Origin of the sequence: Providencia sp. PROV003, from assembly GCF_045040775.1 — a bacterium.
GTDB lineage: Bacteria > Pseudomonadota > Gammaproteobacteria > Enterobacterales > Enterobacteriaceae > Providencia > Providencia huashanensis.
The window spans coordinates 1,167,896-1,192,841 of sequence record NZ_CP096369.1; the positions used below are offsets into that span (position 1 = coordinate 1,167,896).

Annotated in this window: 24 protein-coding genes; 5 read left to right on the forward strand and 19 right to left on the reverse strand. The window is 41.4% G+C overall.

Annotated elements, in window-relative coordinates; translation table 11 throughout:
• Positions 1 to 228 precede the first annotated feature (228 nt).
• Positions 229 to 480: a DUF1471 domain-containing protein gene (locus M1F14_RS05305; RefSeq protein WP_042845722.1), complete on the forward strand. Its 252-nt coding sequence runs from the start codon at positions 229 to 231 to the stop codon at positions 478 to 480.
• A 278-nt stretch (positions 481 to 758) separates the two neighbouring features.
• Complete coding sequence (locus M1F14_RS05310) at positions 759 to 1,208, forward strand: YhbP family protein (protein ID WP_181468820.1); 450 nt, start codon at positions 759 to 761, stop codon at positions 1,206 to 1,208.
• Here M1F14_RS05310 and nrdG read toward each other — a convergent pair.
• The 12 genes from nrdG to phnR form a co-directional block, all read right to left on the reverse strand.
• Positions 1,205 to 1,669, reverse strand: coding sequence for an anaerobic ribonucleoside-triphosphate reductase-activating protein (gene nrdG / locus M1F14_RS05315; protein WP_042845954.1), 465 nt, complete (start codon positions 1,667 to 1,669; stop codon positions 1,205 to 1,207). The genes M1F14_RS05310 and nrdG overlap by 4 nt on opposite strands.
• A 4-nt stretch (positions 1,670 to 1,673) precedes the next feature.
• Positions 1,674 to 3,812, reverse strand: coding sequence for an anaerobic ribonucleoside-triphosphate reductase (gene nrdD / locus M1F14_RS05320; protein ID WP_048605872.1), 2,139 nt, complete (start codon positions 3,810 to 3,812; stop codon positions 1,674 to 1,676).
• Between the two features lie 366 nt (positions 3,813 to 4,178).
• A complete protein-coding gene (gene ridA / locus M1F14_RS05325) occupies positions 4,179 to 4,565 on the reverse strand; it encodes a 2-iminobutanoate/2-iminopropanoate deaminase (RefSeq protein WP_042845718.1) in 387 nt (128 codons plus the stop codon).
• A 163-nt stretch (positions 4,566 to 4,728) separates the two neighbouring features.
• Complete coding sequence (gene pyrI / locus M1F14_RS05330; protein ID WP_042845717.1) at positions 4,729 to 5,193, reverse strand: aspartate carbamoyltransferase regulatory subunit; 465 nt, start codon at positions 5,191 to 5,193, stop codon at positions 4,729 to 4,731.
• 13 nt (positions 5,194 to 5,206) lie between these two features.
• Positions 5,207 to 6,142, reverse strand: a complete 936-nt coding sequence (gene pyrB / locus M1F14_RS05335) for an aspartate carbamoyltransferase (protein ID WP_042845716.1) — start codon at positions 6,140 to 6,142, stop codon at positions 5,207 to 5,209.
• Positions 6,143 to 6,489: 347 nt separating this feature from the next.
• Positions 6,490 to 7,047 (reverse strand): fimbrial protein, encoded by a 558-nt coding sequence (locus M1F14_RS05340; protein ID WP_131680032.1) that lies wholly within the window; start codon positions 7,045 to 7,047, stop codon positions 6,490 to 6,492.
• Positions 7,048 to 7,115: 68 nt separating this feature from the next.
• The gene (locus M1F14_RS05345) at positions 7,116 to 7,619 is read right to left on the reverse strand and encodes a fimbrial protein (RefSeq protein ID WP_042845714.1); all 504 of its coding nucleotides are present in this window, start codon (positions 7,617 to 7,619) and stop codon (positions 7,116 to 7,118) included.
• A gap of 408 nt (positions 7,620 to 8,027) precedes the next feature.
• A complete protein-coding gene (phnV, locus tag M1F14_RS05350; protein ID WP_048605876.1) occupies positions 8,028 to 8,825 on the reverse strand; it encodes a 2-aminoethylphosphonate ABC transport system, membrane component PhnV in 798 nt (265 codons plus the stop codon).
• 2 nt (positions 8,826 to 8,827) lie between these two features.
• Complete coding sequence (phnU, locus tag M1F14_RS05355; RefSeq protein WP_042845711.1) at positions 8,828 to 9,688, reverse strand: 2-aminoethylphosphonate ABC transporter permease subunit; 861 nt, start codon at positions 9,686 to 9,688, stop codon at positions 8,828 to 8,830.
• Position 9,689: 1 nt separating this feature from the next.
• Positions 9,690 to 10,799: a 2-aminoethylphosphonate ABC transport system ATP-binding subunit PhnT gene (gene phnT / locus M1F14_RS05360; protein ID WP_129466675.1), complete on the reverse strand. Its 1,110-nt coding sequence runs from the start codon at positions 10,797 to 10,799 to the stop codon at positions 9,690 to 9,692.
• 6 nt (positions 10,800 to 10,805) lie between these two features.
• Complete coding sequence (gene phnS, locus M1F14_RS05365; RefSeq protein ID WP_129466600.1) at positions 10,806 to 11,819, reverse strand: 2-aminoethylphosphonate ABC transporter substrate-binding protein; 1,014 nt, start codon at positions 11,817 to 11,819, stop codon at positions 10,806 to 10,808.
• A 122-nt stretch (positions 11,820 to 11,941) separates the two neighbouring features.
• Positions 11,942 to 12,661 (reverse strand): phosphonate utilization transcriptional regulator PhnR, encoded by a 720-nt coding sequence (gene phnR / locus M1F14_RS05370; protein ID WP_042845704.1) that lies wholly within the window; start codon positions 12,659 to 12,661, stop codon positions 11,942 to 11,944.
• 139 nt (positions 12,662 to 12,800) lie between these two features.
• Here phnR and phnW point away from each other — a divergent pair, with 139 nt between their 5' ends.
• Both phnW and phnX read left to right on the forward strand, forming a co-directional pair.
• Positions 12,801 to 13,904: a 2-aminoethylphosphonate--pyruvate transaminase gene (gene phnW / locus M1F14_RS05375; protein WP_181468819.1), complete on the forward strand. Its 1,104-nt coding sequence runs from the start codon at positions 12,801 to 12,803 to the stop codon at positions 13,902 to 13,904.
• A 9-nt stretch (positions 13,905 to 13,913) separates the two neighbouring features.
• Positions 13,914 to 14,723: a phosphonoacetaldehyde hydrolase gene (gene phnX / locus M1F14_RS05380; protein WP_042845701.1), complete on the forward strand. Its 810-nt coding sequence runs from the start codon at positions 13,914 to 13,916 to the stop codon at positions 14,721 to 14,723.
• A gap of 54 nt (positions 14,724 to 14,777) precedes the next feature.
• Here the strand turns inward: phnX and argF are convergent, their stop codons facing one another.
• Complete coding sequence (argF, locus tag M1F14_RS05385) at positions 14,778 to 15,803, reverse strand: ornithine carbamoyltransferase (RefSeq protein WP_048605881.1); 1,026 nt, start codon at positions 15,801 to 15,803, stop codon at positions 14,778 to 14,780.
• 162 nt (positions 15,804 to 15,965) lie between these two features.
• Here argF and rraB point away from each other — a divergent pair, with 162 nt between their 5' ends.
• A complete protein-coding gene (gene rraB, locus M1F14_RS05390; protein WP_042845698.1) occupies positions 15,966 to 16,379 on the forward strand; it encodes a ribonuclease E inhibitor RraB in 414 nt (137 codons plus the stop codon).
• A 227-nt stretch (positions 16,380 to 16,606) separates the two neighbouring features.
• Here the strand turns inward: rraB and M1F14_RS05395 are convergent, their stop codons facing one another.
• From M1F14_RS05395 to M1F14_RS05420, 6 genes are all read right to left on the reverse strand, one after another.
• Positions 16,607 to 16,804, reverse strand: coding sequence for a heavy-metal-associated domain-containing protein (locus tag M1F14_RS05395; protein WP_034782721.1), 198 nt, complete (start codon positions 16,802 to 16,804; stop codon positions 16,607 to 16,609).
• 61 nt (positions 16,805 to 16,865) lie between these two features.
• Positions 16,866 to 17,318, reverse strand: a complete 453-nt coding sequence (gene cueR, locus M1F14_RS05400; RefSeq protein ID WP_042845696.1) for a Cu(I)-responsive transcriptional regulator — start codon at positions 17,316 to 17,318, stop codon at positions 16,866 to 16,868.
• Positions 17,319 to 17,362: 44 nt separating this feature from the next.
• Complete coding sequence (locus tag M1F14_RS05405; protein ID WP_042845694.1) at positions 17,363 to 17,632, reverse strand: glutaredoxin family protein; 270 nt, start codon at positions 17,630 to 17,632, stop codon at positions 17,363 to 17,365.
• A gap of 57 nt (positions 17,633 to 17,689) precedes the next feature.
• Positions 17,690 to 20,194 (reverse strand): heavy metal translocating P-type ATPase, encoded by a 2,505-nt coding sequence (locus M1F14_RS05410; RefSeq protein WP_042845693.1) that lies wholly within the window; start codon positions 20,192 to 20,194, stop codon positions 17,690 to 17,692.
• 205 nt (positions 20,195 to 20,399) lie between these two features.
• Entirely contained in the window at positions 20,400 to 23,540 is a 3,141-nt protein-coding gene (locus M1F14_RS05415) for an efflux RND transporter permease subunit (protein WP_042845692.1), read from the reverse strand.
• On the reverse strand, positions 23,540 to 24,772 hold the full coding sequence (locus tag M1F14_RS05420) for an efflux RND transporter periplasmic adaptor subunit (protein ID WP_048605884.1): 1,233 nt from the start codon (positions 24,770 to 24,772) through the stop codon (positions 23,540 to 23,542). The genes M1F14_RS05415 and M1F14_RS05420 overlap by 1 nt, the downstream gene beginning before the upstream one ends.
• Positions 24,773 to 24,946: the final 174 nt, after the last annotated feature.

Genomic DNA, 24,946 nt, shown 5'->3' on the forward strand with positions numbered 1-24,946 from the left:
ATATATTCGTTAAGAAAGATGTTTATAACATATTAAATTTTAAATGAAAAATGATATAAAACTGTCACAAATCCGTAACCTCAAGTTAGGTTTTGATTCAAATAATTTGAATAACTATAGCAAAATTAGCTAATTTTCATTCTGAGTTAAAGCGCATAATATGATCCATATCACAGAGGGACAGTAAAAATCCCAACTAAAAATCAAGTTTGTTAAAAGGAACATACCATGAAAAAATCAACATTATTCGCTGCTGCTTTAGCTTTAGGTGCTGTTTCATTTGGTTCAATGGCAGCTGATGAAGTTCAACATTCTAGCCAACCGGCTGCAGGTTATGTATCTGTAACAGGTGCTGTGAGCGTAAATGACCTTACCGCACAATTAGCCAAAAAAGCTGATGAAGCTGGTGCGACCTCATTCCGTGTCATTTCTGCTGGCGGTGAGAATTCAATGAGTGGTACAGCAGCTATCTATAAATAAATTTACTCGTCATACTTCGAGCCGTAGCGTTGTTGGCCGTGTTTATTCGCACTAGTCACATACTTATGTATGCCTCTAGCGCCTCGTTTACTTGCCGCCTAGCTACAACTCGAATTATTTAGAGTAAAGACTTAGGTGAGATAGCCTAAAAAGCCAAGTTAATTAGAACCATTTTCTAATTAGTTAGGCTATAGTAATAGCGAATTTACGCCTACGTTCAGAACATTTTAAGCAAGCTCACGGGGTTATCTCCAAGAGCTTGTTCTGAACGGGTTTATATGGAAACCGCTATGACCCCTGAACAAACCTTACAACACATCCAGCGCTATATCGCCCGCCAACACGTTTTTTCCTTATTTGCTCATCATCACAATGATATCTGGCCTGCCAGTTGTTATTATGCATTTGATGCGAAAACTATGTCGTTGATTTTAATGACTGATGCCAGTTCGAAGCATGGACAATTGATGGTAGCTAACCCACAAGTCGCTGGGACGATTTCGACACAATCGAAAACGGTCAATCAGATACAAGGTATTCAATTTATCGGCAAAATAGCAAGGTTGGAAAGTAAACCAGAACAACTAGCTAGAACAGAGTACTGCCGTCGTTTTCCTGTGGCATTGACAGCGAAACTGCCTATTTGGCAGCTTCACTTAGACAATGTCAAAATGGTGGATAATAAATTGGGATTTGGTACAAAATTACATTGGACCCGAGAAGCTTAGCGCAAATGGTGGATCACCTGATTTGCGCTGCCACGCCAAATTAAACGTGGGTCGTGCAAATTTTGCTCAAACTTACCGTCAATCAAGGTATTCACAAAACTGACCACCTTTTGTTGCTCAAGGGTAAGCTCATTCAATTTGTATCCCGTCCATACCCAAATGTCTTTATCTGGGCAGACTGTTTTTACTCGCTTCACTAGCTTGAGTATCGCTGGCAAATTGGCGGGATGTAGCGGGTCTCCACCGGACAGGGACAAGCCCTGCCGACGAATACGCGTGTCTTGCAAATCTTGAATGATTTGATCTTCCATTTCTTGGGTGAATGGTACGCCGGAATCCACCCGCCATGTGCTTTGGTTATAGCAACCGCGGCACTGATGCACACAGCCAGAAACAAACAGTGTACAGCGGGTACCTGGACCATTAACAACATCAACGGGGTAATATTGGTGGTAATTCATCATATTAACCTAATTGACCATTACCTAGATGCTTAATACGACGTTTCACCTCTTCTTGTTTCCCCGCATTGAAGGGCCTAGCATCTGGGCTACCTAAATAACCGCAAACTCGGCGAATAACAGAAACTCGGTTGGTGTCATGGTTTCCGCAAGCAGGGCAAGTAAACCCTTTACTGGTACAGGAAAACTCACCAGAGAAGCCGCATTCATAGCATTCATCTATTGGTGTGTTGGTTCCATAATAAGGGACGTGCTGATAGCTATAGTCCCACACATCTTCCAGCGCCCTAACATTATGTTGTAAGTTCGGGTATTCGCCGTAACAGATAAAACCGCCATTCGCGAGAGCAGGGTAAGGGGCTTCAAAGTCAATTTTGTCGTATGGGTTGACTTGTTTTTCAACATCTAAGTGGAAGCTGTTGGTGTAGTAGCCTTTATCTGTGACGCCAGCAATAACCCCAAATTCAGCAGTGTCGATACGGCAAAAACGGTCACACAGGTTTTCACTTGGTGTGCTGTATAAGCTGAAACCGTAGCCTGTTTGAACTTTCCATTCATCAGTAGCTTGACGTAAGCGGTTGACGATAGCCACTGCTTTTTCGCGCAGTTTTTCGCTGTCATACACATGCGTTTCTGAACCAAAGAGTGCATTGATTGTTTCATGTAACCCAATGTAACCTAAGGAAATTGATGCTCGTCCATGCTTAAATATTTCAGCAACATTATCATCAGCTTTTAACCTTACACCACAAGCACCTTCCATATAGAGGATTGGGGCAACGCGGGCTTTCACTGTTTCTAAGCGGGCAATACGAGTCATTAAGGCTTTTTTCGCGATAGCGAGGCGTTCATCCAGTAATGCCCAAAATGCATCTTCATTGCCTTGTGCTTCGATAGCAATACGAGGCAAGTTGAGGCTGATAACCCCTAAATTGTTGCGTCCATCATGAATTTGTTGCCCATTTTCTTCATAGATCCCCAGAAAACTGCGACAACCCATTGGTGTTTTAAATGAGCCAGTGACATCAACAACACGATCGTAATTAAGAATGTCGGGGTACATGCGCTTACTGGCGCATTCTAAAGCGAGTTGTTTGATATCGTAATTAGGGTCACTTAGCTTATGATTTAAGCCATCTTTAATCGCAAATACGAGTTTAGGGAAAACGGCTGTTTTACGGTTTTTACCTAACCCTGCAATACGATTTCTGAGGATAGATTGCTGAATTAATCGGGCTTCTTTTGATGTGCCAAGACCAAAACCAAAGGTGACAAATGGGGTTTGGCCATTCGCGGTGTGTAGTGTGTTAACTTCATATTCTAATGATTGGAAGGCGTCATAACATTCTTTATCGGTACGGCTTTGGGCATAGCCTTCTGCGTCTGCAATTCCCCATTCTTTGGCGACTTTTAGGTGTTTTTCGTAGCTGATTGCGACATATGGCGCTAAAATTTCGTCAATACGGTTAATTGTTGTACCGCCATAAATATGACTCGCAACTTGTGCAATGATTTGTGCTGTTACTGCTGTTGCGGTAGAAATAGATTTCGGGGGTTCTATTTCGGCATTTCCCATTTTAAAGCCGTTAGTTAACATGCCTTCAAGGTCAATTAACATACAGTTAAACATTGGGAAGAAAGGGGCATAGTCGAGGTCGTGATAGTGGATTTCGCCTTTTTCATGAGCAATCACGACATCACGAGGTAAAATATGTTGTTTAGCATAGTGCTTCGCGACGATCCCTGCGAGTAAATCACGCTGAGTTGGGATGACCTTACTGTCTTTATTTGCGTTTTCATTGAGTAACGAGACGTTGCTTTGTTCTATAAGGCCTCGAATATCATGAGTCAGCTGGCTACGTTTTTCGCGTTCGCTGTCCCTATCGTGACGATATTCAATATAAGCGCGTGCTAAGTCCTTATACGGCCCAGCCATCAATTGGTTTTCTACGGCGTCTTGGATCTCGGCAATATCCACTTGGTTTCGGCTGCAAAGTTGCTCTTTAACTATAGTTGCAACTTGAAGACAGTAATCGTCATCCTTAACATTTACTGCGGCAGCAGCACGTTTAACGGCTTCCTGAATTCGTGGAAGGTCAAAGTTGACCTGACAACCATCTCTTTTAATCACAACCGTTCCCACTGTTATTCTCCTTGCTAAGTTATCCACAGCGTTAATCAAAGTATTTTTGATCTTGATTATTACGACTCGTCTGTGGATAAAATGTGAATAAATACTACATATTGTGCCAATTGATATAATTAAAGCACAATATGTAGGATATTGCTTTTTTTTAGCAGCAATAAGTTTGATCCAAAACAAGGAAAAAAATTAATTGTATGAATATCAAAAGCGGGGAAGTTAAAAATAAATACTTATCATCAGGGAGTGCTAATTTAACTTAAATTATAGTTTTGTTCGCTAGACTTAAGAAAGGATAAGCTGTATCGGTATTATCAAAATAACACCCCATATAAAGATGATGGGGTGTTTAAAGCAAATTAGCGGTTACTTACGAACAGCAATAGCTTCGATTTCAATTTTGACATCTTTAGGTAGGCGGGCTACCTCGACGCAAGAACGAGCAGGGAATGGCGCATTGTGTTGTTTGAAAAATTCTTCATAGGTGGCATTCACTGTCGCAAAGTCATTTAAATCTTTTACAAACACCGTTGTTTTCACGATATTAGCTGCACTTAAGCCCGCTTTTTCTAAAATAGCTTTGACGTTAGCTAGGGATTGACGTGTTTGTGCGGCAATATCTTCCGGGACTTCACCTGTTTTAGGGTCAACAGGAATTTGGCCTGATGTCATCACTATACTGCCCAAATCTACGCCTTGAACGTAAGGACCGATCGCTGCTGGTGCATTTTCTGTATTGATTTCGAATGACATAATTACTCCGTTTCATCACGTAAAGAGAAGATACTCATGTTATTTCAACCTGCGGCTATATGTGCGGATTTGAATATAATTTGAGTATAACTGTATGGGTCATCAGGCGCTATTATAAACATGGATCACGCCTGAACAACACCGCAGTCTACGCTGAAATATCCTATTGGTTATTGATCACAGCGTCTCTATCGAATTCTTTTTCGCAAAACTGGCAAGTCAGAGCCACTTCTTTGTCGATTTTTTTCACACGAAAACTGCTGGATACCGGCTCATTATGGCTAATACAGTTACTGTTTGGGCAAATCAGTACGTTATCGATATAGTCAGGCAAGGTGAGTTCTAATTTTTCCACCACTTGGTAGTCTTCAATACGATTGACAGTGGCTTCAGGGGCATACATTGCTAATTGGTTAGCTTGTTCTGGAGTTAAAAAGGTATTTTCAATTTTAATAATATCTTTTTTGCCCAGATTGCTAGAAGGCAGGTTTAAGCCAATAGTGATACGCTCATCGGTTTTTGTCAGTTTAAATAATTTCAGGAGCTTGAAACCAATTTGAGCAGGAATATGGTCGATAACGGTGCCGTGGCTGATCGCTTCAACTTGTAATTTATGGTCGTGTGTCATGGTGATTTCCTCCTCAGATAGCTAATTCTTTATTTAAAACCAGTGATAACAATGCTTGTCGTGCATAAATCCCATTGCCAGCTTGTTGGAAATAGTAAGCGTAAGGTGTGCTATCGACATCGACAGTGATCTCATCGATTCGTGGCAGAGGGTGTAATACTTTTAAGTTCGGTTTCGCACAATGTAAATCAGCAGCATGAAGAATAAATTGGGCTTTAACATTGGCGTATTCTGATGGGTCCAGACGCTCTTTTTGTACGCGTGTCATGTACAGAATATCGAGCTCTGGCATGACCTCATCAATATTATTATGCAGGCTATAAGTTGCGCCTTTCTCTTCTAATATATGCAAAATATGATTTGGCATAGACAGAGCTTCAGGTGCAATAAAATAGAAGTGGTTGCCTTCAAATTTTGATAACGCTTGGGTCAGAGAATGCACTGTTCTGCCATATTTGAGGTCACCAACCATGGCGACTTGTAGATTTTCTAACCTACCTTGTGTTTCTTGAATAGTGAACAGGTCGAGTAAGGTTTGAGTAGGATGTTGATTCGAGCCATCCCCTGCATTGATGACAGGGATATGGCCTGCAAACTGGCTGGCTAGTCGAGATGCCCCTTCCTGTGGGTGGCGCATTACAATTGCATCAACATATTGGCTAATCACCGAAATGGTATCTGCCAGCGTTTCGCCTTTCTTGCCTAATGATGTATTGGTACTGTCAGAAAAACCAACAACCGAAGCGCCTAAGCGGTGAATAGCGGTTTCAAATGATAAACGTGTCCGCGTTGAAGCCTCAAAAAAACAACTTGCGATGACTTTATGTTTTAGAAGTTCAGGTTGTGGCTGTTTTTTCAGTGAAGCGGCGACGTTGAGTACGAGTTCAAGGTCTGAACGATCTAAATCATTAATTGAAATGATATCGCGTTGGTATAAAGGGTTCGGCATTGTTGTTCTCCTGTGTCAGCAAGACATGTTAGGTCTATAGGCCAAAAAAAAGCCCCTCAATTGAGGGGCTTTCTTGGAAATACGAAGGGGAAAAACAGGCTGTCCAAACCGCCTGAAGGCAGTGTGTTGGAGGTGTTCTCTGTAAAAAATACAGCAGCAGCGTTCATAGTTTCTCCCGGCAAATTGTGGCGCATTATACGCATCTCATTCTTTGACGCAAGCGTTTGCATAAAGAAAAATAAATTTTTTTAATTTTTGCATTTAGAGCGAAAACTCGCCTACTGAATAAAAGCGGAAAAATCAGCGAGATGAGGGTGGAGTTACTGATTGTAGTTATTGTTTTTGTATTACGGGTAATCTACCGCTAAGTTCCCTGCAATGTTAAATGAGTGCTCACCGTAGTCGCCGGTACCATTAGGCGCAACCCTGATTATAGTGGCATCGATATAATAACTTTTTTGATTTTTTATCATCGTAATATCAACGCTTTTATTCGGGAGAATAGGTGCTCCTTGCCAACTTAATTTCACACCAAACGCATGACTTGAAGTTTGAAATAGTGTATTTGAATTGGCGGCCGGTGCTGCGTTAAACGATAGCTTCGCGTTGACGGTAGCATTACAGTCAATATTGAGTGCGATTTTATGTGGTGCGGTTTCTTCGCCTATACGATTACTATGGCTAACAGATAATGAGCGATGGCTTGCGACTGTGTTGTCAGAAATATGACATATAGTGGGTGTCATTGAAAATGAGCCACTAATATGGATAGGTACATTTTGCGTTGCCGCTTGTGAAATAGAAATAGCGCTAAGGAGTAGCCCAAAAGAGATGAAAACTTTAAAAAAATAACGGAATTCATAATGTTTCTCAAATGATAAATCATGCATTTTATCTATTTTCATATAAATTATTATTACGTGGCTGAGTAATGAATTAACCCAGCCACAATCATATAGAGGAGTAATAAATATTACTGATAGGTAATTGCTAAGTTAGCCGTAATGTCAAAGGTATGATTACCAAAGTCATTGGGACCATTAGCGGTTAAACGGGTTAGGCTGGTAGAAAATGAAATACTGTTCCCACCTTTTACCACTTTAAAGTCATCACTTTGACCAGGTTTAACTATAATATTGTTATATTTTAATTTTACACCGAATGCATCACTTGATGTTTTAAATGTTTCAGGTGAATTTGGTGCGTTATTTGCGACAAAAGTGAGTTTAGCATTAGCAGGGAATTGGCATGTGAAGCTTAAATAGCCAGAACTATGGAATGCAGTTTCATCACCGACTTTTTCTAGTGTATTGATCGCACCAAAATCTGTTCTGTTTTCAAGCTTTGCATCATTACAAGGTTGGGTGACATTTGAGAAGGTGCCTTTAATATTAATTGGCATATTTTGAACAGCTGATAACGCAGGTAAAGAAACACACAGTAATAGCGCTAAACCACTTTTTTTTAGCAAGTGCATAATAAAAATCCTTTTATTGATTTTGAGAAGTATTTTATTTTAATGAAGTTATTAAAAATATTAAATAGACGATATTTAAATAAACATTTAATTTTGTTTTAAAAAATAAATCCCATTAAAAGACTCTTTTTAAACTGTAGTGGTTTATGTGTTTAATTATTTTAAGAGTAAATGCTTAGGTAATATTTTGATATAAATAATTTATACTTTAATAACTATGTTTGTTTACTTAAGTATTATGTTTAATATTGCATTTGTATTTTTTGGTTAATAACCATTTTAATGTTAATGAATTTGTTATTAATGTTAATTTAAATGATGAACTGAATATATAATTATAATTTTGGTAATATCAAAATATTGAAAAATGAATAAAAGCTCATTGCGAGCTTTTATTGGGGGTTGCTCTTATTTTTGACTTAACTTAGTCGCTATTTTTTCTAGCTTGAACATTAATAATAAGGTGATGGCGACCAGTACAATGGTCAGTGCTGAGCCATCTGCGATATTACCACGGTCGGTTAAGCTAAAAATTGAGACGGGCAGGGTGGCCCAACCGGGGGGATATAACATCATCGTTGCGCCTAACTCCCCTAAAGATAGGGACAGGCTTAATGCTAATGCTGAGATCATCCAAGGCATCAAGAGTGGTAGAGTGACGTGACATAGTCGATACCAAGGTGAAGCACCTAAACTAAAGGCGACATTTTCAATATCAGGGGAAATGCGGGTTAGCCCAGTAGAAACATTGCTAAATGTGAAAGCTGAAATTAATACAAAGTGGGCACTGAATACAATCCAAAATGTCCCGTTCATTTGTAGATATCCTTGGCTAAATGCAACAAGGATACCAAGACCAATAGAGACTGAAGGTATTGCGCTTGGTAAGTAAAATGCGATACCGAGTAATTTTTGCCATTTCCCGCTCTGTCGTCTGAGCGCCAATGCGGCCCAAAGCCCACAAAATAGGGCAAATAGGCTGGCACAAAACCCAATAATTAAACTAGAAAGAATAGCATCCCAAGCTGGGCCACTGAATGCATTGACAAAATGCTCAAATGTAAACCCTGAAGGCAAGATACCATTCCATTGCTGGCTGAAACTCGACATTAAAATCATCACTAACGGTAGCAAAAATAATAATGAAAACAAGCTAATAGCAATCAAGGTTGCGACGGCTCGACCTTGTTTAGACCAAATCAACATAGTTAATTCCTTACTCCGAGGCGAGTTGTAGCCATTCTATAGAGAAAAAATAACCCGAGAGAAAGTAAGATGTTTACTAAAGCAATCATACAGGCAACCGCATAATCAGACTCTAGTATGGCTTTGCTGTACACCATCATAGGTAAGGTATTCACGCCTTTTGCGCCGATAAATAAAACGATCCCAAACTCATTGGTGGTTAATAGTAAGCAAAGACTGCCGCCAGCAAGTAAGGCGGGAAGTGCGGCTGGAAAAATCACTTGAGCAATAACACGAGCGGGGTGCGCACCTAAAATACTCGCAGCTTCTAATTGGCTTTTATCTATTTGCCGTAGAGCAGCCATCAATGGGCGCATAATTAACGGCGTGAATACGGTGATCTCGGCTAAAATGACCCCATTGATAGAATATAGGAAATCAACTGGCGGTAGTTCGAAATCAAATAATGCCATTAACGTGCCATTTAGTAGCCCAGCGGAACCATAAATAAAAGTAAACGCGAGAGTAATCAAAAAGGTGGGTAATGCAATAAATGTATCAATAACTTGGGTAATAAAACGGCTACCAGGAAAGGGGATAAACACTAATATCAGGGAAAGTATGCTCCCTACGATAAGGCAGCCTAAGGTAGCAAAAAACGCGATTTGCAGGGTGTTCCATAGACCATTAATGAAACGTTTAGATTCAATTAGTTGCCAGAGTGCATCTAGCCCCCAGACACCAGTTTCATTTTGTAGTGCTTGTTGGGCGATTAACAATAACGGATAGAAAAAGAGTGTGGCTAACACCAGCAATGGCGGTATTATCCAATAAATGGGTTTTAGAGAGATACTTGACCGTTTTGGCACACTGATATATGACATGTCATTCCTCAATCAATACGGTATCAGTAGGCGAAAACCATAAGGTGAGTTTATCGCCTACTTTGGGCTGTGAAGCTAAGTGCGTTACCGCAACACTGACTGTTTCGCCCGCAACATCACAGACTAAATGAGTCAAGTCCCCCTGCCAGCGAATTGATCGTAAAACAGCCTGCAATTGATTGCTCGTTTCGTTTCTTGGCGTTAGCGTAATATGTTGTGGGCGGATGCATACCCATTTGTGTGTGCTTGCTCGCATACCGGGGGTATAAGCTTCCAGTAATGTACCACTACAGCTCACATTGACAATTGCTGGGTTGGCTGAAAAACCGAGGGCGGTAGCATTTAGAATATTGGCACGGCCTAAAAACTCAGCGGAAAAACGGTTTGGTGGGCGGTGATATAAGGCATTCTTTTCACCATGGGCGACGAGATAGCCCTCCTTCATGATACCAATTTTGTCGCCTAGGGCGAGGGCTTCTGTTTGGTCGTGGGTGACATAAAGAATAGTTAATTCAGGTAGTTCACGGTGTAAGCGTGCGATTTCTTCTACCATATTATGGCGAATTTGTGCATCAAGCGCAGAGAGAGGTTCATCGAGTAATAAAACGCGAGGACGTACCGCAATCGCTCTAGCAATCGCCACCCGCTGTTGTTGCCCTCCCGATAATTGATGAGGGTAGCGAGTCGCATAATCTGTCATCCCAACAATCTTCAAAGCCTCGGTGACCCGTTCATTGATCAAGACTTTAGGTTGTTTCTGGGCGCGTAATCCAAACGCTACGTTATCCTCCACCTTCATATGAGGAAAGAGTGCATAGTTTTGTACCACCATCCCAAGCCCGCGTTGATAGGGAGGGAGATGGGTGATATCGGTATCACCTAATAATATCCTTCCACTATCAGGTTGAGCAAACCCTGCAATAGCACGCAATACAGTGGTTTTTCCTGACCCTGATGGGCCAATTAGTACTAATATTTCTCCGGGGTCAATGGTTAGGCTTAACGGCTTAAGCACGACATTGTTATGATAGGAAACACGCAAGGACTCTAGTGTGATCCCTGAGTGTTCTGTTTGCTGCATTGCGGCAGTGAGTTTACGTTTCATTAGCATCACAAATTACTCACCATCAGTGACTTTTTGCCAACGTGAAATATCGCTGGAAAGTGAAACTTCGACTTCATCCCAATTTGGTTGCCATGTTTTAACACCTTCAAGCATTTTCACAGCTGTACGGTATTGTTCATCGGAAGGCGTGATATCGGAACGAACAGGCATTCCCCATGACAACTCACTCACACGGCTTTGTGATTGTTTATCTAACAAAAAGTTAATTAATTTTTTGCCATTTTCTGTTTCAGGCCCGTTTTGTACTAGGCCAACAACATAAGGCAAAACGAGCGCACTACGCTCCCCATTATCATCTTTTGGCCAGAAAATTTGTACATTTGGGTTGCGCGCCATTTGGGATAAATTCATTTGTAAATCGCCATTGGCAATATAAAGCTCACCTTTGTTAACTAGTGCGGTCAGTTTACCGGTAGAGGCGGATGGGCCTACGTTATTAGCTTGTAATTTACCGAGGTAATCAAACCCTGCATCTTTGCCATTAAAACTATGAAAAACTTGCAGCATGACAGCCGTACCGTCACCGGCTTGCCCTGGCGTAGAGTATTGCAGCTTATTTTTAAAACGCGGGTCGAGAAGAGAAGCCCAATTTTCTGGTGGTGATTTTAGTAACTTAGCATTATAGATAAAGGTTAAATAATTATTGACCAATGGCGTGTAATAGTGATTTGAAGTTGGAATACTGGCCGCAGCCTCTGGAGTAAATTTTGCTAACAGTTGAGTTTTAGCGGCGCGTTGGATAAACGGAGGAACAGTGATTAGCACATCGGCTTGTGGGTTGGTACGTTCTTTCGCTAAGCGTTCAACTATTGCACCAGAGCCACTTTCAACATATTGCACTTTGATGCCTGTTTGTTTGGTGAAAGCTGCAAATTGGTTTTTATACCAACTATTATTACCGTCATGTAGGCCATCAGCTGAGTAAACCGTGACAACATTATCGGCAAATACTGTTGTTGAACAAAAGGTTGCCATCAATAGGCAGGCTAAGTGAGTTTGTTTCATTGTCTTCTCCTGTTAGGGTAAAATGCACTCTGGTATATACCAGATTCTTTTACGCTAACGGGTTTATATGACAAAAAGATGAAACAGAGCTAAATAGTGAAAATATTTTACTGATGTTGGTTTTACAATGTATCGACTTCAATTCTCAGGCTGTCATGACGCCAATATTCCACATCGTAATCTAGAACTCTTCCGTATTGATCATAGTTCAAACGCTGCAGTAGTAATGCGGGACGACCCACCGCGACCCCGAGTGCATAAGCGGCTTGAGGAGGCATGGCTGTTGGGTAGAATGACAAGTGCATACTGGTATATATCAACCCGAAATGGGTTTCATATACCTCGGTTAAACTGCCATTGAGATCATGGCGTAGTAACTCGGGGACTCGGGCTGGTAGGCAATGATTTTCACAATAACAAACAGGCCTTTCATCGGCAAAGCGTAGGCGTGTGAGTAAGTATATTTGCTCGAAAGGTTGGAGCTGCAACGGACTCATGGCGTCAAGGGGGACAGTGACAACTCGGCCATCTAACAAGGTCGTTTTAGGCTGGCGGTTTTGCTCAAGGCAAAGTTTATGAAAATTAGTATTTTGTGTTGGGTCTAACCAAAGGCGTTCAGGAGTGACAAACCAGCCACGGCGTTCAGAACGATAAATTGCGCCGCTTGATTCTAATTGCGCCAAACTTTCACGGATAGTGACCCTCGTGGTACCAAAAATAGCACAAAGCTCGCGCTCAGAAGGGAGCTTATCGCCACTTTTTAGTTCCCCATTCTGAATTCTTTTTTGTAATTGAGCCTTAATTAGCAGGTACTGAGGCATTTCATCCGTTGATAATTTCATTGTTATTTCCGCTGATTATTTCTTCCACATTATACATAGTTATATGAATTTTTTGTTGCACGGGCACTTTTCCTTTGACCTTTTGATCTCCCTAAGACCATTATAATAGAAATCTGGTATAGACCAATAGGTGAATTGAATGACAACCAAAAATTATTTGCTGTTAACACCGGGTCCGCTAACTACCTCTAAAACGGTGAAGCAGGCCATGTTATTTGATAGTTGTACATGGGATGACGACTATAACTTAGAGGTAGTACAAAAGGTCCGCCAACAGCTAGTTGCCCTATCAACGGCGCAGTCAGGCTACTCATCGGTATTATTACAGGGCAGTGGCAGCTATGCGGTGGAAGCGGTTTTAGGAAGTGGGATACACCCAGAAGATAAATTATTGATTATCAGTAATGGTGCATACGGCGCACGGATGGCTGAAATGGCACAGCGTTTAGGGATTACACATCATCTCTATGATTGTGGTGAGGTGGTAAAGCCAGATATTGAATGGATAGAACAATTACTACAACAAGATAGCCAGATCACACACATTGCGATGGTACATTGTGAAACGACGACGGGGATTTTAAACCCGATAGAGCAAGTCGCCGCGCTAGCGAAGCAGTATCAAAAACGCTATATCGTTGATGCCATGAGTAGCTTTGGCGGTATCCCAATGGATATTGGGCAACTAAATATTGATTTCTTGATAAGTTCGGCAAACAAATGTATTCAAGGAGTACCGGGCTTTGCATTTGTGATAGCACGCACTGAAGCACTTGAAAATTGTAAGGGGCGCTCTCGTTCATTATCTCTCGATTTGTATGCCCAGTGGCGTTGTATGGAGGATTTCCATGGTAAATGGCGTTTTACCTCACCAACGCATACGGTATTAGCTTTTGCTCAGGCTCTTAAAGAGCTTGAAGCTGAAGGGGGCATTGCCGCTCGTTTCCAACGTTATCGGCAAAATCAGAGAAAACTAGTCGCAGGTATGCGAGCTCTCGGATTTAAAACATTATTAGATGATAGCAACCATTCACCGATTATCACCGCATTTTACTCACCAAGTTCAGTTAATTACCAATTTAAAGAGTTCTATCAGCGATTAAAATCGCAAGGTTTTGTTATTTACCCAGGTAAGGTGTCACAGAGTGATTGTTTCCGTATTGGAAACATTGGCGAAGTGTATGAAACAGATATTGACGCATTATTGTTAGCGATAGAAAAAGCCATTTACTGGAAACAATAAGGAAGAATTATGAACCGCATTCAGGCTGTTATTCTGGATTGGGCAGGTACTACGGTGGATTTTGGATCTTTTGCCCCCACACAAATTTTTATTGAAGCATTTAAGCGTGTGTTTGATATTGAGATCACCTTAGCACAAGCCCGTATTCCTATGGGGTTAGGTAAGTGGCAACATATTGAAGCACTTGGGAAATTACCTGAAATTGACACTTTATGGAAGGTGAAATTTGGGCGCTCAATGACCAGTGAAGATATCGATACAATCTATGCGGCATTTATGCCATTGCAGATTGCCAAAGTTGTCGACTTTGCAGCACCAATAGCTGGAGTTTCCGACACAATCACTACTTTACGCCAGCAAAATATTAAAATTGGTTCTTGTTCTGGTTACCCTCGCGCAGTAATGGAGAAATTAGTACCTGCAGCACAAAAACTCGGTTATCACCCTGATTACTGGGTCGCGAGTGATGATATCCCTGCGGGAGGACGCCCGGGGCCTTGGATGGCATTGCAAAATGTGATTGAACTAGGCGTAGAAGCAGTATTTTCCTGTATAAAAGTTGATGACGCAGTGCCTGGTATTGAAGAAGGCCGCAATGCAGGAATGTGGAGTGTTGGGTTGTCTGTTTCAGGTAATGAATTTGGCAAAACATGGGAGGAGTACCAAAGTATGCCAGAAGAGGCAGTTAGCCAACTGAAACAGCAGGCGGCTGATAAACTTTTTGCTGCAGGAGCTCATTATGTTATTGATACTTTAAACGATTTACCTTCAGTTATCGATTCCATTAACCAGCGTTTAGCAAAAGGTGAACGCCCTTAACGCTTGATTATGGCACCATCGGCATGATATTCGTGCCGATGGTGATTGCCAATCTTAGAAGATATTTACCGGTAGTTCAGGGGCTAATGTTGCGACCATTACGGCTTTGATAGTATGTAAGCGGTTTTCTGCTTGGTCAAAGACGATACTATAAGGGGATTCAAAGACTTCTTCCGTGACTTCTAGCCCACCATACATATTGAACTCTTTCGCTAGCTGAGCCCCAAGCGTGGTATCTTCATTATGGAAAGCGGGTAAGCAGTGCAGGAACTTCACATTCGGGTTGCCTGTAAGCTTAATCACATCCATATTCACTTGGTACGGCTTTAATAAATTAATACGCTGCGCCCAAGCCTCTTTGGCTTCTCCCATCGAGACCCAAACATCAGTATAGATAAAGTCAGCTCCTTTAACGCCTTCAGCCACATCTTCAGTGAGCGTAATTTTTGCACCTGTTTTTTTCGCTATCTCTTGGCAAGCATTGACCAGCTCTTCTTCCGGCCAGCAGCTTTTCGGGGCGACTAAACGCAAATCTAAACCTGTGAGAGCCGCAGCTTCTAACATCGAGTTGCCCATGTTATTGCGTGCATCGCCTAAATAGGCAAATTTAATTTCTGAGAATGGCGTATTTGGTCGGTGTTCTTGAATGGTCAGCAGATCGGCTAATAACTGTGTGGGATGGAATTCGTTGGTTAATCCATTCCATACAGGCACTCCCGAGTGCGCGGCTAATACTTCTACGGTTGATTGAGCAAATCCCCGATATTGAATGCCGTCGTACATCCGCCCTAGCACCCGTGCGGTATCTTTCATGGTTTCTTTATGACCGATTTGGCTACCAGAAGGCCCTAAATAGGTCACTCTAGCGCCTTGGTCGAACGCACCAACTTCGAATGCGCAACGTGTGCGAGTAGAGTCTTTTTCAAAAATGAGTGCAAAGTTTTTACCTGCGAGGAGAGGGTGTTCTGTACCGGCTTTTTTTTCTGATTTTAACCAAGCTGAGAGTTTTAACAGTGAATGAATTTCGCTAGATGTAAAATCAAGTAGCCTTAAAAAATGCTTGCTATATAAGGGGTTCATAAATTACGGCCTTTTTATGTTGAATTAATATTCAATTTATATCCATAAAAATTCAAAATCAACCCCAAGTGAAAAAGAAATTATTTTTAAATGTATGGTTTCACTGTCAACCCTATGGGAGAATGGGGCGAGACTAGCGATAATGGAACAAGGGGTGTGGATATGGTAGATAAAGCTGAACTCGATGCGCAGTATGAAGAAACTCGGTTAATTATCGAGGAACTGTTAGAAGATGGTAGCGATCCTGATGCATTGTATGCAATTGAGCATCATTTCTCTGCGGACAACTTTGCGTTATTAGAAAAAGCAGCAGTTGAAGCATTCAAGCTAGGTTATGAAGTGACGGATGCGGAAGAGTTAGAAATTGAAACAGGTGAAACGTTGATGTGTTGCGATGTGATCAGCGAAAGCGCATTAAACGCAGAACTTATTGACGCACAAGTTGAACAGCTAATGAAGCTGGCGGAAAAAATGGGTGTCAACTATGATGGTTGGGGCACTTATTTTGAAGACCCAGATGCAGAATATGATGACGAAGACGGTGATGATATCGAGCCCGAAGATCGCGTTCATTAATTCTAACATCTAAGATTGTGATAATGAGCCTGCCTTTGAAAAATGACCAAAAGCAGGCATTTTAAAATAAAATAGTTGAACTGGATGTACAAAAGGTTATTTCAACAAGGCGTTTGTTATTCATGCCCTTGAAGATTGACTAATATTCAATAACCTATTCGATTTTTCGCCAAACATAATATGTTTGTCTGCAGTCTGAAATATATTAGCTATTACTCCCTACTAAATTATTTAGGATCTGCCGGGTATCCCGCGGTGCTGAGCGCTGTACGGAAAATACTTTCATCTATATGGCTGGTAATTAGCACTTTTTTTGTCGTTGGGTCCGTTTCTACCTGTGCATTAGCATCAATATCTAACACAATTTTGGTAATTGATTTAGCGCAGCCACCACAAGCCATTTTAGGTATTGTAAGGTTAATCATTTTCTAACTCCTATTATTAACATTTTGATAAATATACAGCTTTACCCTATTGGAAGGTCAATCAGTTTTTTACTGAATAATTTGCGAGTTGTCCTTTTTTAGTGACTGGAGTTTCAAGGTATTCGGCTGGATTCACTAAGTTTTCAATGATAGGGCAGTCAGGATCACTATTACCGTGGCAATGTTTTGTCAGTACTTCGAGAGTATTTGCGATACCTTGTAGATCATTAATTTTTCTTTTTAATTCATGAAGATGAGTAAGTGCCATATTCTTAACATCAGCACTAGCACGTTCTCTATTGCGCCATAAGCATAGTAGAACTGAAATCTGTTCAGTCGGGAAACCTAGGGCTCGGGCGCGACGAATGAGGTTTAGGCTATCAATATCTGTTTGACTATAATAGCGATACCCTGCATTAGTCCGTTTTGCTTTGGGGATTAACCCAGTCTGCTCATAATAGCGGATCATTTTTGCTGAGATGCCAGAAAGTTTAGCGGCTTGACCGATATTCATAATCTTATCTCCTCAATAGAATAGGTATTTTAGAAATAAAATACCTAGCTATTTTCTTTAGGTAGTTTGAGTGCTGCTAATATGTTTGGTTTTTGCGATGAAAAAGTACCGTAAAAAATATGTTCCCCAATGATGATAATGGGAGCAACACGTACACCTGTTCGAGCTTTAGCTTCAGCCATAATTTTGGGGTCGGTAAGGTCTCGTTCTTCAAAAGAGAGCTGTTCTTTAGCTAACCAATCCTTAAGTTGTTGACAGTCAGGGCAAGTTGGCGTGGTGTAAATCAATATTTGTTCTTTTGATGAGAGTGTCATAGCTAACTCCTTTCTACGAGTAAAGCCAGACTTTATAAAGTCTGGCGATTAAGTCCTTTATTGAGTTTGAGCCATACTATCTTTCATAGGGGCTTGGAAGCGTTTTAGACGTAAGGCATTACCTAATACGAATACGCTAGAAAGTGCCATTGCGGCGGCTGCTAAAATAGGTGAAAGCAAAGTTCCGTTAATTGGGTATAGCAAGCCTGCGGCTACTGGGATCAATAGCGCATTGTAAGCGAATGCCCAGAACAGATTCTGTTTTATGTTACGAATAGTTGCTTGGCTTAATGCAATGGCATCAACAACACCGCGTAGATCTCCTGACATCAATACGACATCTGCGGCTTCAATAGCGACATCTGTTCCTGTACCAATTGCTAATCCAACATCTGCTTCGGCTAATGCTGGGGCATCGTTGATACCATCACCAACAAATGCGACTTTATTACCATTGTTACGGAACTGTTTTAGGGCTGAAACTTTACCATCTGGCAATACTTCTGCGGCAACTTCATCAATCCCAAGCTGTTTAGCGATAGCTGCGGCAGTCGCTGCATTATCACCAGTGATCATGGCAACTTTTAAACCTAAAGCGTGTAACGCGTTAATAGCCTCTGGTGTTGTTTCTTTAATGGGATCAGCTACGGCGATAATTGCAGCTAAGCGACCATCAATAGCTGCGTACAATGGGCTTTTTCCTTGCTCTCCTAGTCGTAGCGCAGATTGCTGGAAGTGACTGACATCTAATCCGAGTTGTTTCATAAAGCGATCGGCGCCAACAGAGACTGCTCGACCATCTACTCTGGCTGAAATACCAAATCCTGGGACAGCTTCAAATTCTTCAATTGCCGCAAATGTCAGACCTTTTTCGTTTGCTGCGTTGACAATTGCTTCCGCAATCGGATGTTCAGAACGGGTTTCAATTGCAGCGACCAAGGATAAAACTTCATCATATTCAAAGCCATCTGCAGGGACTAGGTCAGTGAGCTCTGGACGTCCTTTTGTTAATGTCCCCGTCTTATCAAGAGCAACTACAGTGACATCGCGTAGAGCTTGCAATGCTTCGCCTTTGCGGAATAGAACACCTAATTCAGCCGCTCTTCCTGTTCCAACCATGATAGATGTCGGTGTTGCGAGGCCCATTGCACATGGACATGCGATAATGAGTACAGCAACAGCATTAATTAATGCGAAGGTCAGGGCTGGGTCTGGGCCAAATATTAGCCAAATAAAGAATGTGATCACGGCACCTGTCATAACGGCAGGTACAAACCACATCGTGACTTTATCAACTAACGCTTGAATAGGTAATTTTGACCCTTGTGCCTCTTCAACTAAACGAATTATCTGGGCTAATACAGTGTTTGAACCAATTTTAGTGACGCGAAAACTAAACGCGCCTGTTTTATTTATTGTGCCGCCAACAACTTCAGAACCTACTTCTTTAGATACAGGAACAGGTTCTCCTGTGATCATGCTTTCATCAACATAGGAAGCGCCTTCGATGACTTCACCATCTACAGGGATTTTTTCACCAGGGCGAACGAAAACAATATCATCCGTTATAACTTGATCCAGAGGGATCTCAATCATTTTTCCATCGCGTTCTACACGAGCCGTTTTAGCTTGTAACCCTACAAGGCGTTTAATCGCTTGGGAGGTTTTTCCTTTCGCTCGCGCTTCTAATGTGCGACCAAGTAGAATTAACGTTACGATAACGACAGCTGCTTCAAAATACACATTTGCGGTGCCAGCTGGGAGAACTTGGGGGATAAACGTTGCTACTACTGAATACCCATAAGCCGCGGCAGTACCTACAGCAACAAGTGAGTTCATATCAGGCGCAGCGCGTAATAGTGCTGGAACTCCTTTTTGGAAAAAGCGCAAACCAGGACCAAACAAAACAAGGGTTGCTAATATAAATTGGATATACCAATTGAGTTGCTGCCCAAGGTTTTCTGATACCCAGTGGTGAATACCTGGAATAAAGTGTGAACCCATTTCAATAATAAATACTGGTAAGGTAAATATAGCCGCAGTGAACAACGCACGACGTAGAGAGCGCTCTTCATTTTCACGGCGCTCATTGGCTTGGTCATTTGCATTGGTCGTTGTATCTGATAAACGGCGAGGTTTATAGCCAGCTTGAACAATGGCTTCTTCCAAAGTGGCGATAGTGACCACTTCAGATAAATGGCGAATACGGGCGCGTTCTGTTGCTAAGTTAACATTCGCTTCAATTACACCCGGTATTTGTAATAATGCTTTTTCAACGCGACCGACACACGATGCGCAGGTCATCTCTTCGATCGCCAGTTCGGTTGTTTCTTCCCGCACTTTATAACCTGAGCTTTCTATCGCGCGGATTGCTACGTCTGGATCAACATCACCTTTAAAGGTGATATCAGCACGTTCTGTTGCTAAATTCACCACAGCCGTATCAATATTTGTAACCGCTTTTAATGCCTTTTCAACACGACCAACGCAGGATGCACAGGTCATGCCTTCTACTGGCAAGCTCAGTCTATTGACTGAGGTATTAGAGATATTTGTTGTCATGGATCTACCCTCTTGAATGTCTTTATTGAGTAAAGACTAACGTTTACCTTAAGGGTAAGGTCAAGTGCTATTTTTTAATTTTTATTTATATTAATGATAATTTCCTTTATTTTTTTGTTTTATAATGAATTTTATTTGGTGATTAAATAGAAAACTCACCAAACTACTTGTGCTTAGTGAGCTTCCTTATCGGATAAAATATACGTTATGTTGATTTCTTGGACGTTAATCTCCGTATCGTCATATAAAATACAGGGGTTAGCAATAAGCCGAAGAAGGTGACGCCTAACATGCCGAAAAATACCGCGATCCCCACTGCTTGTCTCATTTCAGAGCCTGCTCCAGTGGCTAGTACCAGTGGAATAACTCCAGCAATAAAGGCGAAAGATGTCATCAAAATAGGGCGCAATCTTAGGTGCGAAGCCTCCAATACAGCGGTTAGTGGATCTTTTTCTTGCTTCTCTTGCACTATTGCGAATTCAACAATCAAGATAGCATTCTTCGCCGCAAGACCGACCAGTACAATAAAGGCAATTTGTGTGAAAATATTATTATCCCCGCCGAGCAACCAGACTCCCGTAATTGCTGACAGTAGTGCCATTGGGGCTATTAGTAATACTGAGAATGGTAACGACCAACTGTTATATTGGGCAGCTAATATTAAGAAGGCAAATAGTACTGCTAATGGGAAAATATAGAGAGCAGAATTACCCGCTAATTGTTCTTGGTAAGTTAAATCTGTCCATTCAAAATCCATTCCTTCAGGTAAGGTATCACGTAAGATTTTCTCCATTGCGTTAGTTGCTTGACCAGAGGTATAGCCTGGAGCTGCATTGCCAGTAATATCAACGGAAGGATAGCCGTTATAATGGATCACGCGGTCTGGGCCATTTGTACGAGTAATAGTCACTAATGCACTTAAAGGGATCATTTCGCCATGTTTATTACGCACTTTGATCAGTTCAATATCTTTTGGGTCCATTCTAAATGGAGTATCAGCTTGAACAACAACACGATAGGTACGACCGAAGCGATTGAAGTCATTGACGTAGAGAGAACCTAAATTGATTTGTAAAGCATCGAAGATATCGGTCAGTGTTATTCCTTGAGACTTGGTTTTCTCACGGTCAATATCTACATCTATTTGTGGGGAATTAGTCTGAAAACTAGCCATCATTCCTGTTAACTCGGGTGATTGCATCGCTTTCATAAGGATTTGTTCTTGCACTTGTGCTAATGCATCAAAACCTAGGTCAGCCCTATCTTCGATTTGTACTTTAAAACCCCCCATTGAACCAAGTCCAGGCACAGGAGGTGGAGGAAATATACCAACAAATCCGTCAGGTATCTGGCTGAATTTGCCCATTAAGCGCTCTGCAATCGCATTTGCAGACAAGGAGGGGTCAGTGCGCTCATCAAAAGGCTTGAGCATGGCAAACATGAGGGCAGAGTTAGGCAAATTAACAGGCCCATTCACTGAGAGGCCAGGGAAAGCCACTACATTTTCAACTCCTGGTTCCATCAATGCAAGGCGTGACATTTCTTTGACAACGGCTTCTGTTCTATCGAGAGATGAACCGGATGGTAATTGAGCAACGCCAATCAAATAGTATTTATCTTGTGCGGGAACAAAACCATTAGGCACTACTTTGAAGCCTAATGCGGTTAGCCCAACAAACCCCAGATATAGCACTAGAACAATTAAGCTTCCTCGAATACAACGGCGTACGATTAGAACGTATTTGTTAGATAATGTATTGAAAAAAATATTAAATTTTGTAAAGAAACGACCAAATATTGCATTGATAATACGAGTAAGCCAATCTAACTTTGTATTTTTATCATGGGATTTGAGCAAAATCGCGCTAAGGGCAGGGGATAACGTTAGCGAGTTAATTGCTGAAATAATTGTCGAAATAACAATGGTTAATGAAAACTGACGATAAAATTCTCCTTGTAGGCCAGACAAAAATGCGGTGGGAATAAAAACGGCGGCTAGAACTGAGGTAATCGCAAGGATTGGGCCTGTAACCTCCTCCATTGCCTTAAATGCGGCTTCTTTTGGGGCTAAGCCCTCTGAAATATGCCTTTCAACGTTTTCGACGACGACAATAGCATCATCGACAACTATTCCTATTGAGATAACTAAACCAAATAAAGATAACGTATTTAGAGAAAAACCAAACAGGTACATAAAGGCAAATGTGCCGATTAAGGATACTGGTACAGCGACTAATGGAATAATAGAAGCACGCCAACTTTGTAAAAACAAAACAACAACCAGGACAACTAATATGGTGGCTTCAAGCAGTGTGATGGCGACAGATTTTAAAGAAGCACTGACAAATATGGTTGGGTCATAGGCGATTTTATAATCGATTCCTTCGATAAAGTTAGCTTGTAAACGCGCCATAGTTTCTCTGACTGATTCGGCAACCTCTAATGCATTTGCCCCTGGGCTCATCACAATTTGTAGCCCGACTGCATTTTGCCCATTCAGCAAACTACGAAGTGAATAATTATCGGCACCTAGCTCTAGCCTAGCGACATCTTTTAAATAGGTGGCTTGTCCATCTTCTCCTGAGTGAATAATAATATTGCCAAATTGTTCTTCAGTTGTGAGTCGTCCAAGGGCGTTTATACTAACTTGAAATGATGATGTTGCATTCGGTTGTTGCCCAATAGAGCCTGTAGCAACTTGGACATTTTGTTCTCGAATAGCGGCAACGACATCATTTGCGGTTAGCCCTAATGAGGCTATTTTTGTTGGGTCAATCCATGCTCGCATCGCATATTCACCTTCACCCCATACTAATGCGCTTGCCACTCCAGGTAGTCTTGCGATTTCATCACGGACATTGAGTAATGCATAGTTAGAAACAAACAGAGGTTCGTAGACATTATTAGGCGAATACATATGGACAACCATTAGTACGTCCGGTGAAGTTTTCTCTGTGGTAACGCCAATTTGCTGAACTTCTTGGGGTAAACGGGGAATAACGCGTGATACTAAGTTTTGTACTTGGATCTGCGCGATATCGGGGTCAACATCTTGTCTAAACGAGATTGTGAGCACCATTTTTCCATCGGTTGACATCTGTGAGCTCATATAGAGCATGCCCTCGACGCCATTTACTGCTTGCTCAATGGGGGAGGCAACGGTGTCTGCAATCACTTTTGGGGTGGCACCAGGATAACTCGCAATAACTTGAACTGTCGGCGGTGTTACCGATGGATATTCGCTTAGGGGAAGCTTATAAAAGCTTAATACCCCAGCTATCACTATAAATATTGATAAAACCATAGCGAAAATAGGGCGCTGTATAAAGAAATGAGGAAACTTCATTATTGTTTCTCCTCGACTTCATTGACGGTCAGATGTTTGTTGTTCGTGGTTGACTGAGTTGCTTCTGCTGCTAATGAGGGATGCATAGGAATAGGATTAGGCATGACTTCCATACCGGGTCTAATAAGGCCTTTAATAATAATTTTCTCACCAGCAGTTAAACCGTGATTAATGACTCGGAGGCCGCCAATCATGGCGCCTAGTTCCACAGGGCGATATTCTGCCTTATTATTTTTATCTAGAACGAGGACGTAGTTCTGCCCTTGATTAGAAGCAATCGCTTGGTCATCAATTAAAATTGAAGGTGTTTTTTCTCCTATAGGCAGTTGTGCACGAATAAACGTACCGGGTATCAATTTGCCATCTTTATTGGCGATAACCGCTCTGACTTTTACTGTGCCAGTCGTTCTCTCGATTTGATTGCCAATAAAATTAAGGGTGCCAGTATATTGCGTATGTTTTTCATTTGGTAACCGTATGGTCACTGGAGGTAAAGCTGTCGCGCTATTTTTTATTGTTGACGGCTGTAAACTTGTTAGTTTATGAAAGGTAGTTTCATCAATATCAAAGTAAGCATATATTGGGTCAATAGAAACAATCGTGGTTAAGCGAGTCGCCTCATTCGTATCCCCACCAGTCACTAAATTACCTTCAGTAATAAATGCTCTATCAACTCGACCCGCAATCGGTGAACGGATTTGGGTATAAGATAAATTTAATTTAGCGGACTCTACGGCTGCTTTGGCGGATTTTACTTGCGCATTATTAGCCGAAAGTATAGAAAGGGCATCGTCATAGTCTTTACGGGAAATCGCCCCTTTATTGACTAATCCTTTGAGGCGCTGGTAATTTCGCTGAGCTTGTATGGCTAAAGCTTCTGCTTGGCTTAATTTTCCTTCTGCATCAAGTAGTGCTATTTGAAAGGGTCGCGGATCTATATGAAAGAGTAAATCCCCTTTTTCAACCAGTTTCCCCTCTGGAATTTCTATCGAATTAATGCGTCCACCAACCCGAGGGCGTAAATCCACGATTTTGGGAGACGCTAAATAGCCTGTAAATTCAGAGGAAGGGACAATTTCTTGTTGAATAACTTCTGCTACAGGCACTTTGGGAAGTATGGTGGAACTTGCTGTTTCTGATTTGTTATCATTATTTGCGTCTTGAGCAATAACTAGACCACTTATGCCCATGGCTACAACAAATGTAGCGTATATCCCGATTTTTATTTTCATAATAAACCTTACCTAATTAATTGATCTCATTGTTAGCTTAAAACTTGAATAAGAAATATTTGGGCAGGGTAAAGGTTACAGTAGTTGTAAGGTCAACCGTTTTAATTTAATAAGGCTTTAATAGGATATTAAAAATCGAAAAGGAACCTTTAATTAATTCAATTATGATTAATT

Coding starts and splice junctions, on each gene's coding strand:
- M1F14_RS05305 (WP_042845722.1), top strand. CDS start 229: ATGAAAAAATCAACATTATTCGCTGCTGCTTTAGCTTTAGGTGCTGTT.
- M1F14_RS05310 (WP_181468820.1), top strand. CDS start 759: ATGGAAACCGCTATGACCCCTGAACAAACCTTACAACACATCCAGCGC.
- nrdG (WP_042845954.1), bottom strand. CDS start 1,669: ATGAATTACCACCAATATTACCCCGTTGATGTTGTTAATGGTCCAGGT.
- ridA (WP_042845718.1), bottom strand. CDS start 4,565: ATGTCATTCGAAATCAATACAGAAAATGCACCAGCAGCGATCGGTCCT.
- pyrI (WP_042845717.1), bottom strand. CDS start 5,193: ATGACACACGACCATAAATTACAAGTTGAAGCGATCAGCCACGGCACC.
- pyrB (WP_042845716.1), bottom strand. CDS start 6,142: ATGCCGAACCCTTTATACCAACGCGATATCATTTCAATTAATGATTTA.
- M1F14_RS05340 (WP_131680032.1), bottom strand. CDS start 7,047: ATGAAAATAGATAAAATGCATGATTTATCATTTGAGAAACATTATGAA.
- M1F14_RS05345 (WP_042845714.1), bottom strand. CDS start 7,619: ATGCACTTGCTAAAAAAAAGTGGTTTAGCGCTATTACTGTGTGTTTCT.
- phnV (WP_048605876.1), bottom strand. CDS start 8,825: ATGTTGATTTGGTCTAAACAAGGTCGAGCCGTCGCAACCTTGATTGCT.
- phnU (WP_042845711.1), bottom strand. CDS start 9,688: ATGTCATATATCAGTGTGCCAAAACGGTCAAGTATCTCTCTAAAACCC.
- phnT (WP_129466675.1), bottom strand. CDS start 10,799: ATGCTAATGAAACGTAAACTCACTGCCGCAATGCAGCAAACAGAACAC.
- phnS (WP_129466600.1), bottom strand. CDS start 11,819: ATGAAACAAACTCACTTAGCCTGCCTATTGATGGCAACCTTTTGTTCA.
- phnR (WP_042845704.1), bottom strand. CDS start 12,661: ATGAAATTATCAACGGATGAAATGCCTCAGTACCTGCTAATTAAGGCT.
- phnW (WP_181468819.1), top strand. CDS start 12,801: ATGACAACCAAAAATTATTTGCTGTTAACACCGGGTCCGCTAACTACC.
- phnX (WP_042845701.1), top strand. CDS start 13,914: ATGAACCGCATTCAGGCTGTTATTCTGGATTGGGCAGGTACTACGGTG.
- argF (WP_048605881.1), bottom strand. CDS start 15,803: ATGAACCCCTTATATAGCAAGCATTTTTTAAGGCTACTTGATTTTACA.
- rraB (WP_042845698.1), top strand. CDS start 15,966: ATGGTAGATAAAGCTGAACTCGATGCGCAGTATGAAGAAACTCGGTTA.
- M1F14_RS05395 (WP_034782721.1), bottom strand. CDS start 16,804: ATGATTAACCTTACAATACCTAAAATGGCTTGTGGTGGCTGCGCTAAA.
- cueR (WP_042845696.1), bottom strand. CDS start 17,318: ATGAATATCGGTCAAGCCGCTAAACTTTCTGGCATCTCAGCAAAAATG.
- M1F14_RS05405 (WP_042845694.1), bottom strand. CDS start 17,632: ATGACACTCTCATCAAAAGAACAAATATTGATTTACACCACGCCAACT.
- M1F14_RS05410 (WP_042845693.1), bottom strand. CDS start 20,194: ATGACAACAAATATCTCTAATACCTCAGTCAATAGACTGAGCTTGCCA.
- M1F14_RS05415 (WP_042845692.1), bottom strand. CDS start 23,540: ATGAAGTTTCCTCATTTCTTTATACAGCGCCCTATTTTCGCTATGGTT.
- M1F14_RS05420 (WP_048605884.1), bottom strand. CDS start 24,772: ATGAAAATAAAAATCGGGATATACGCTACATTTGTTGTAGCCATGGGC.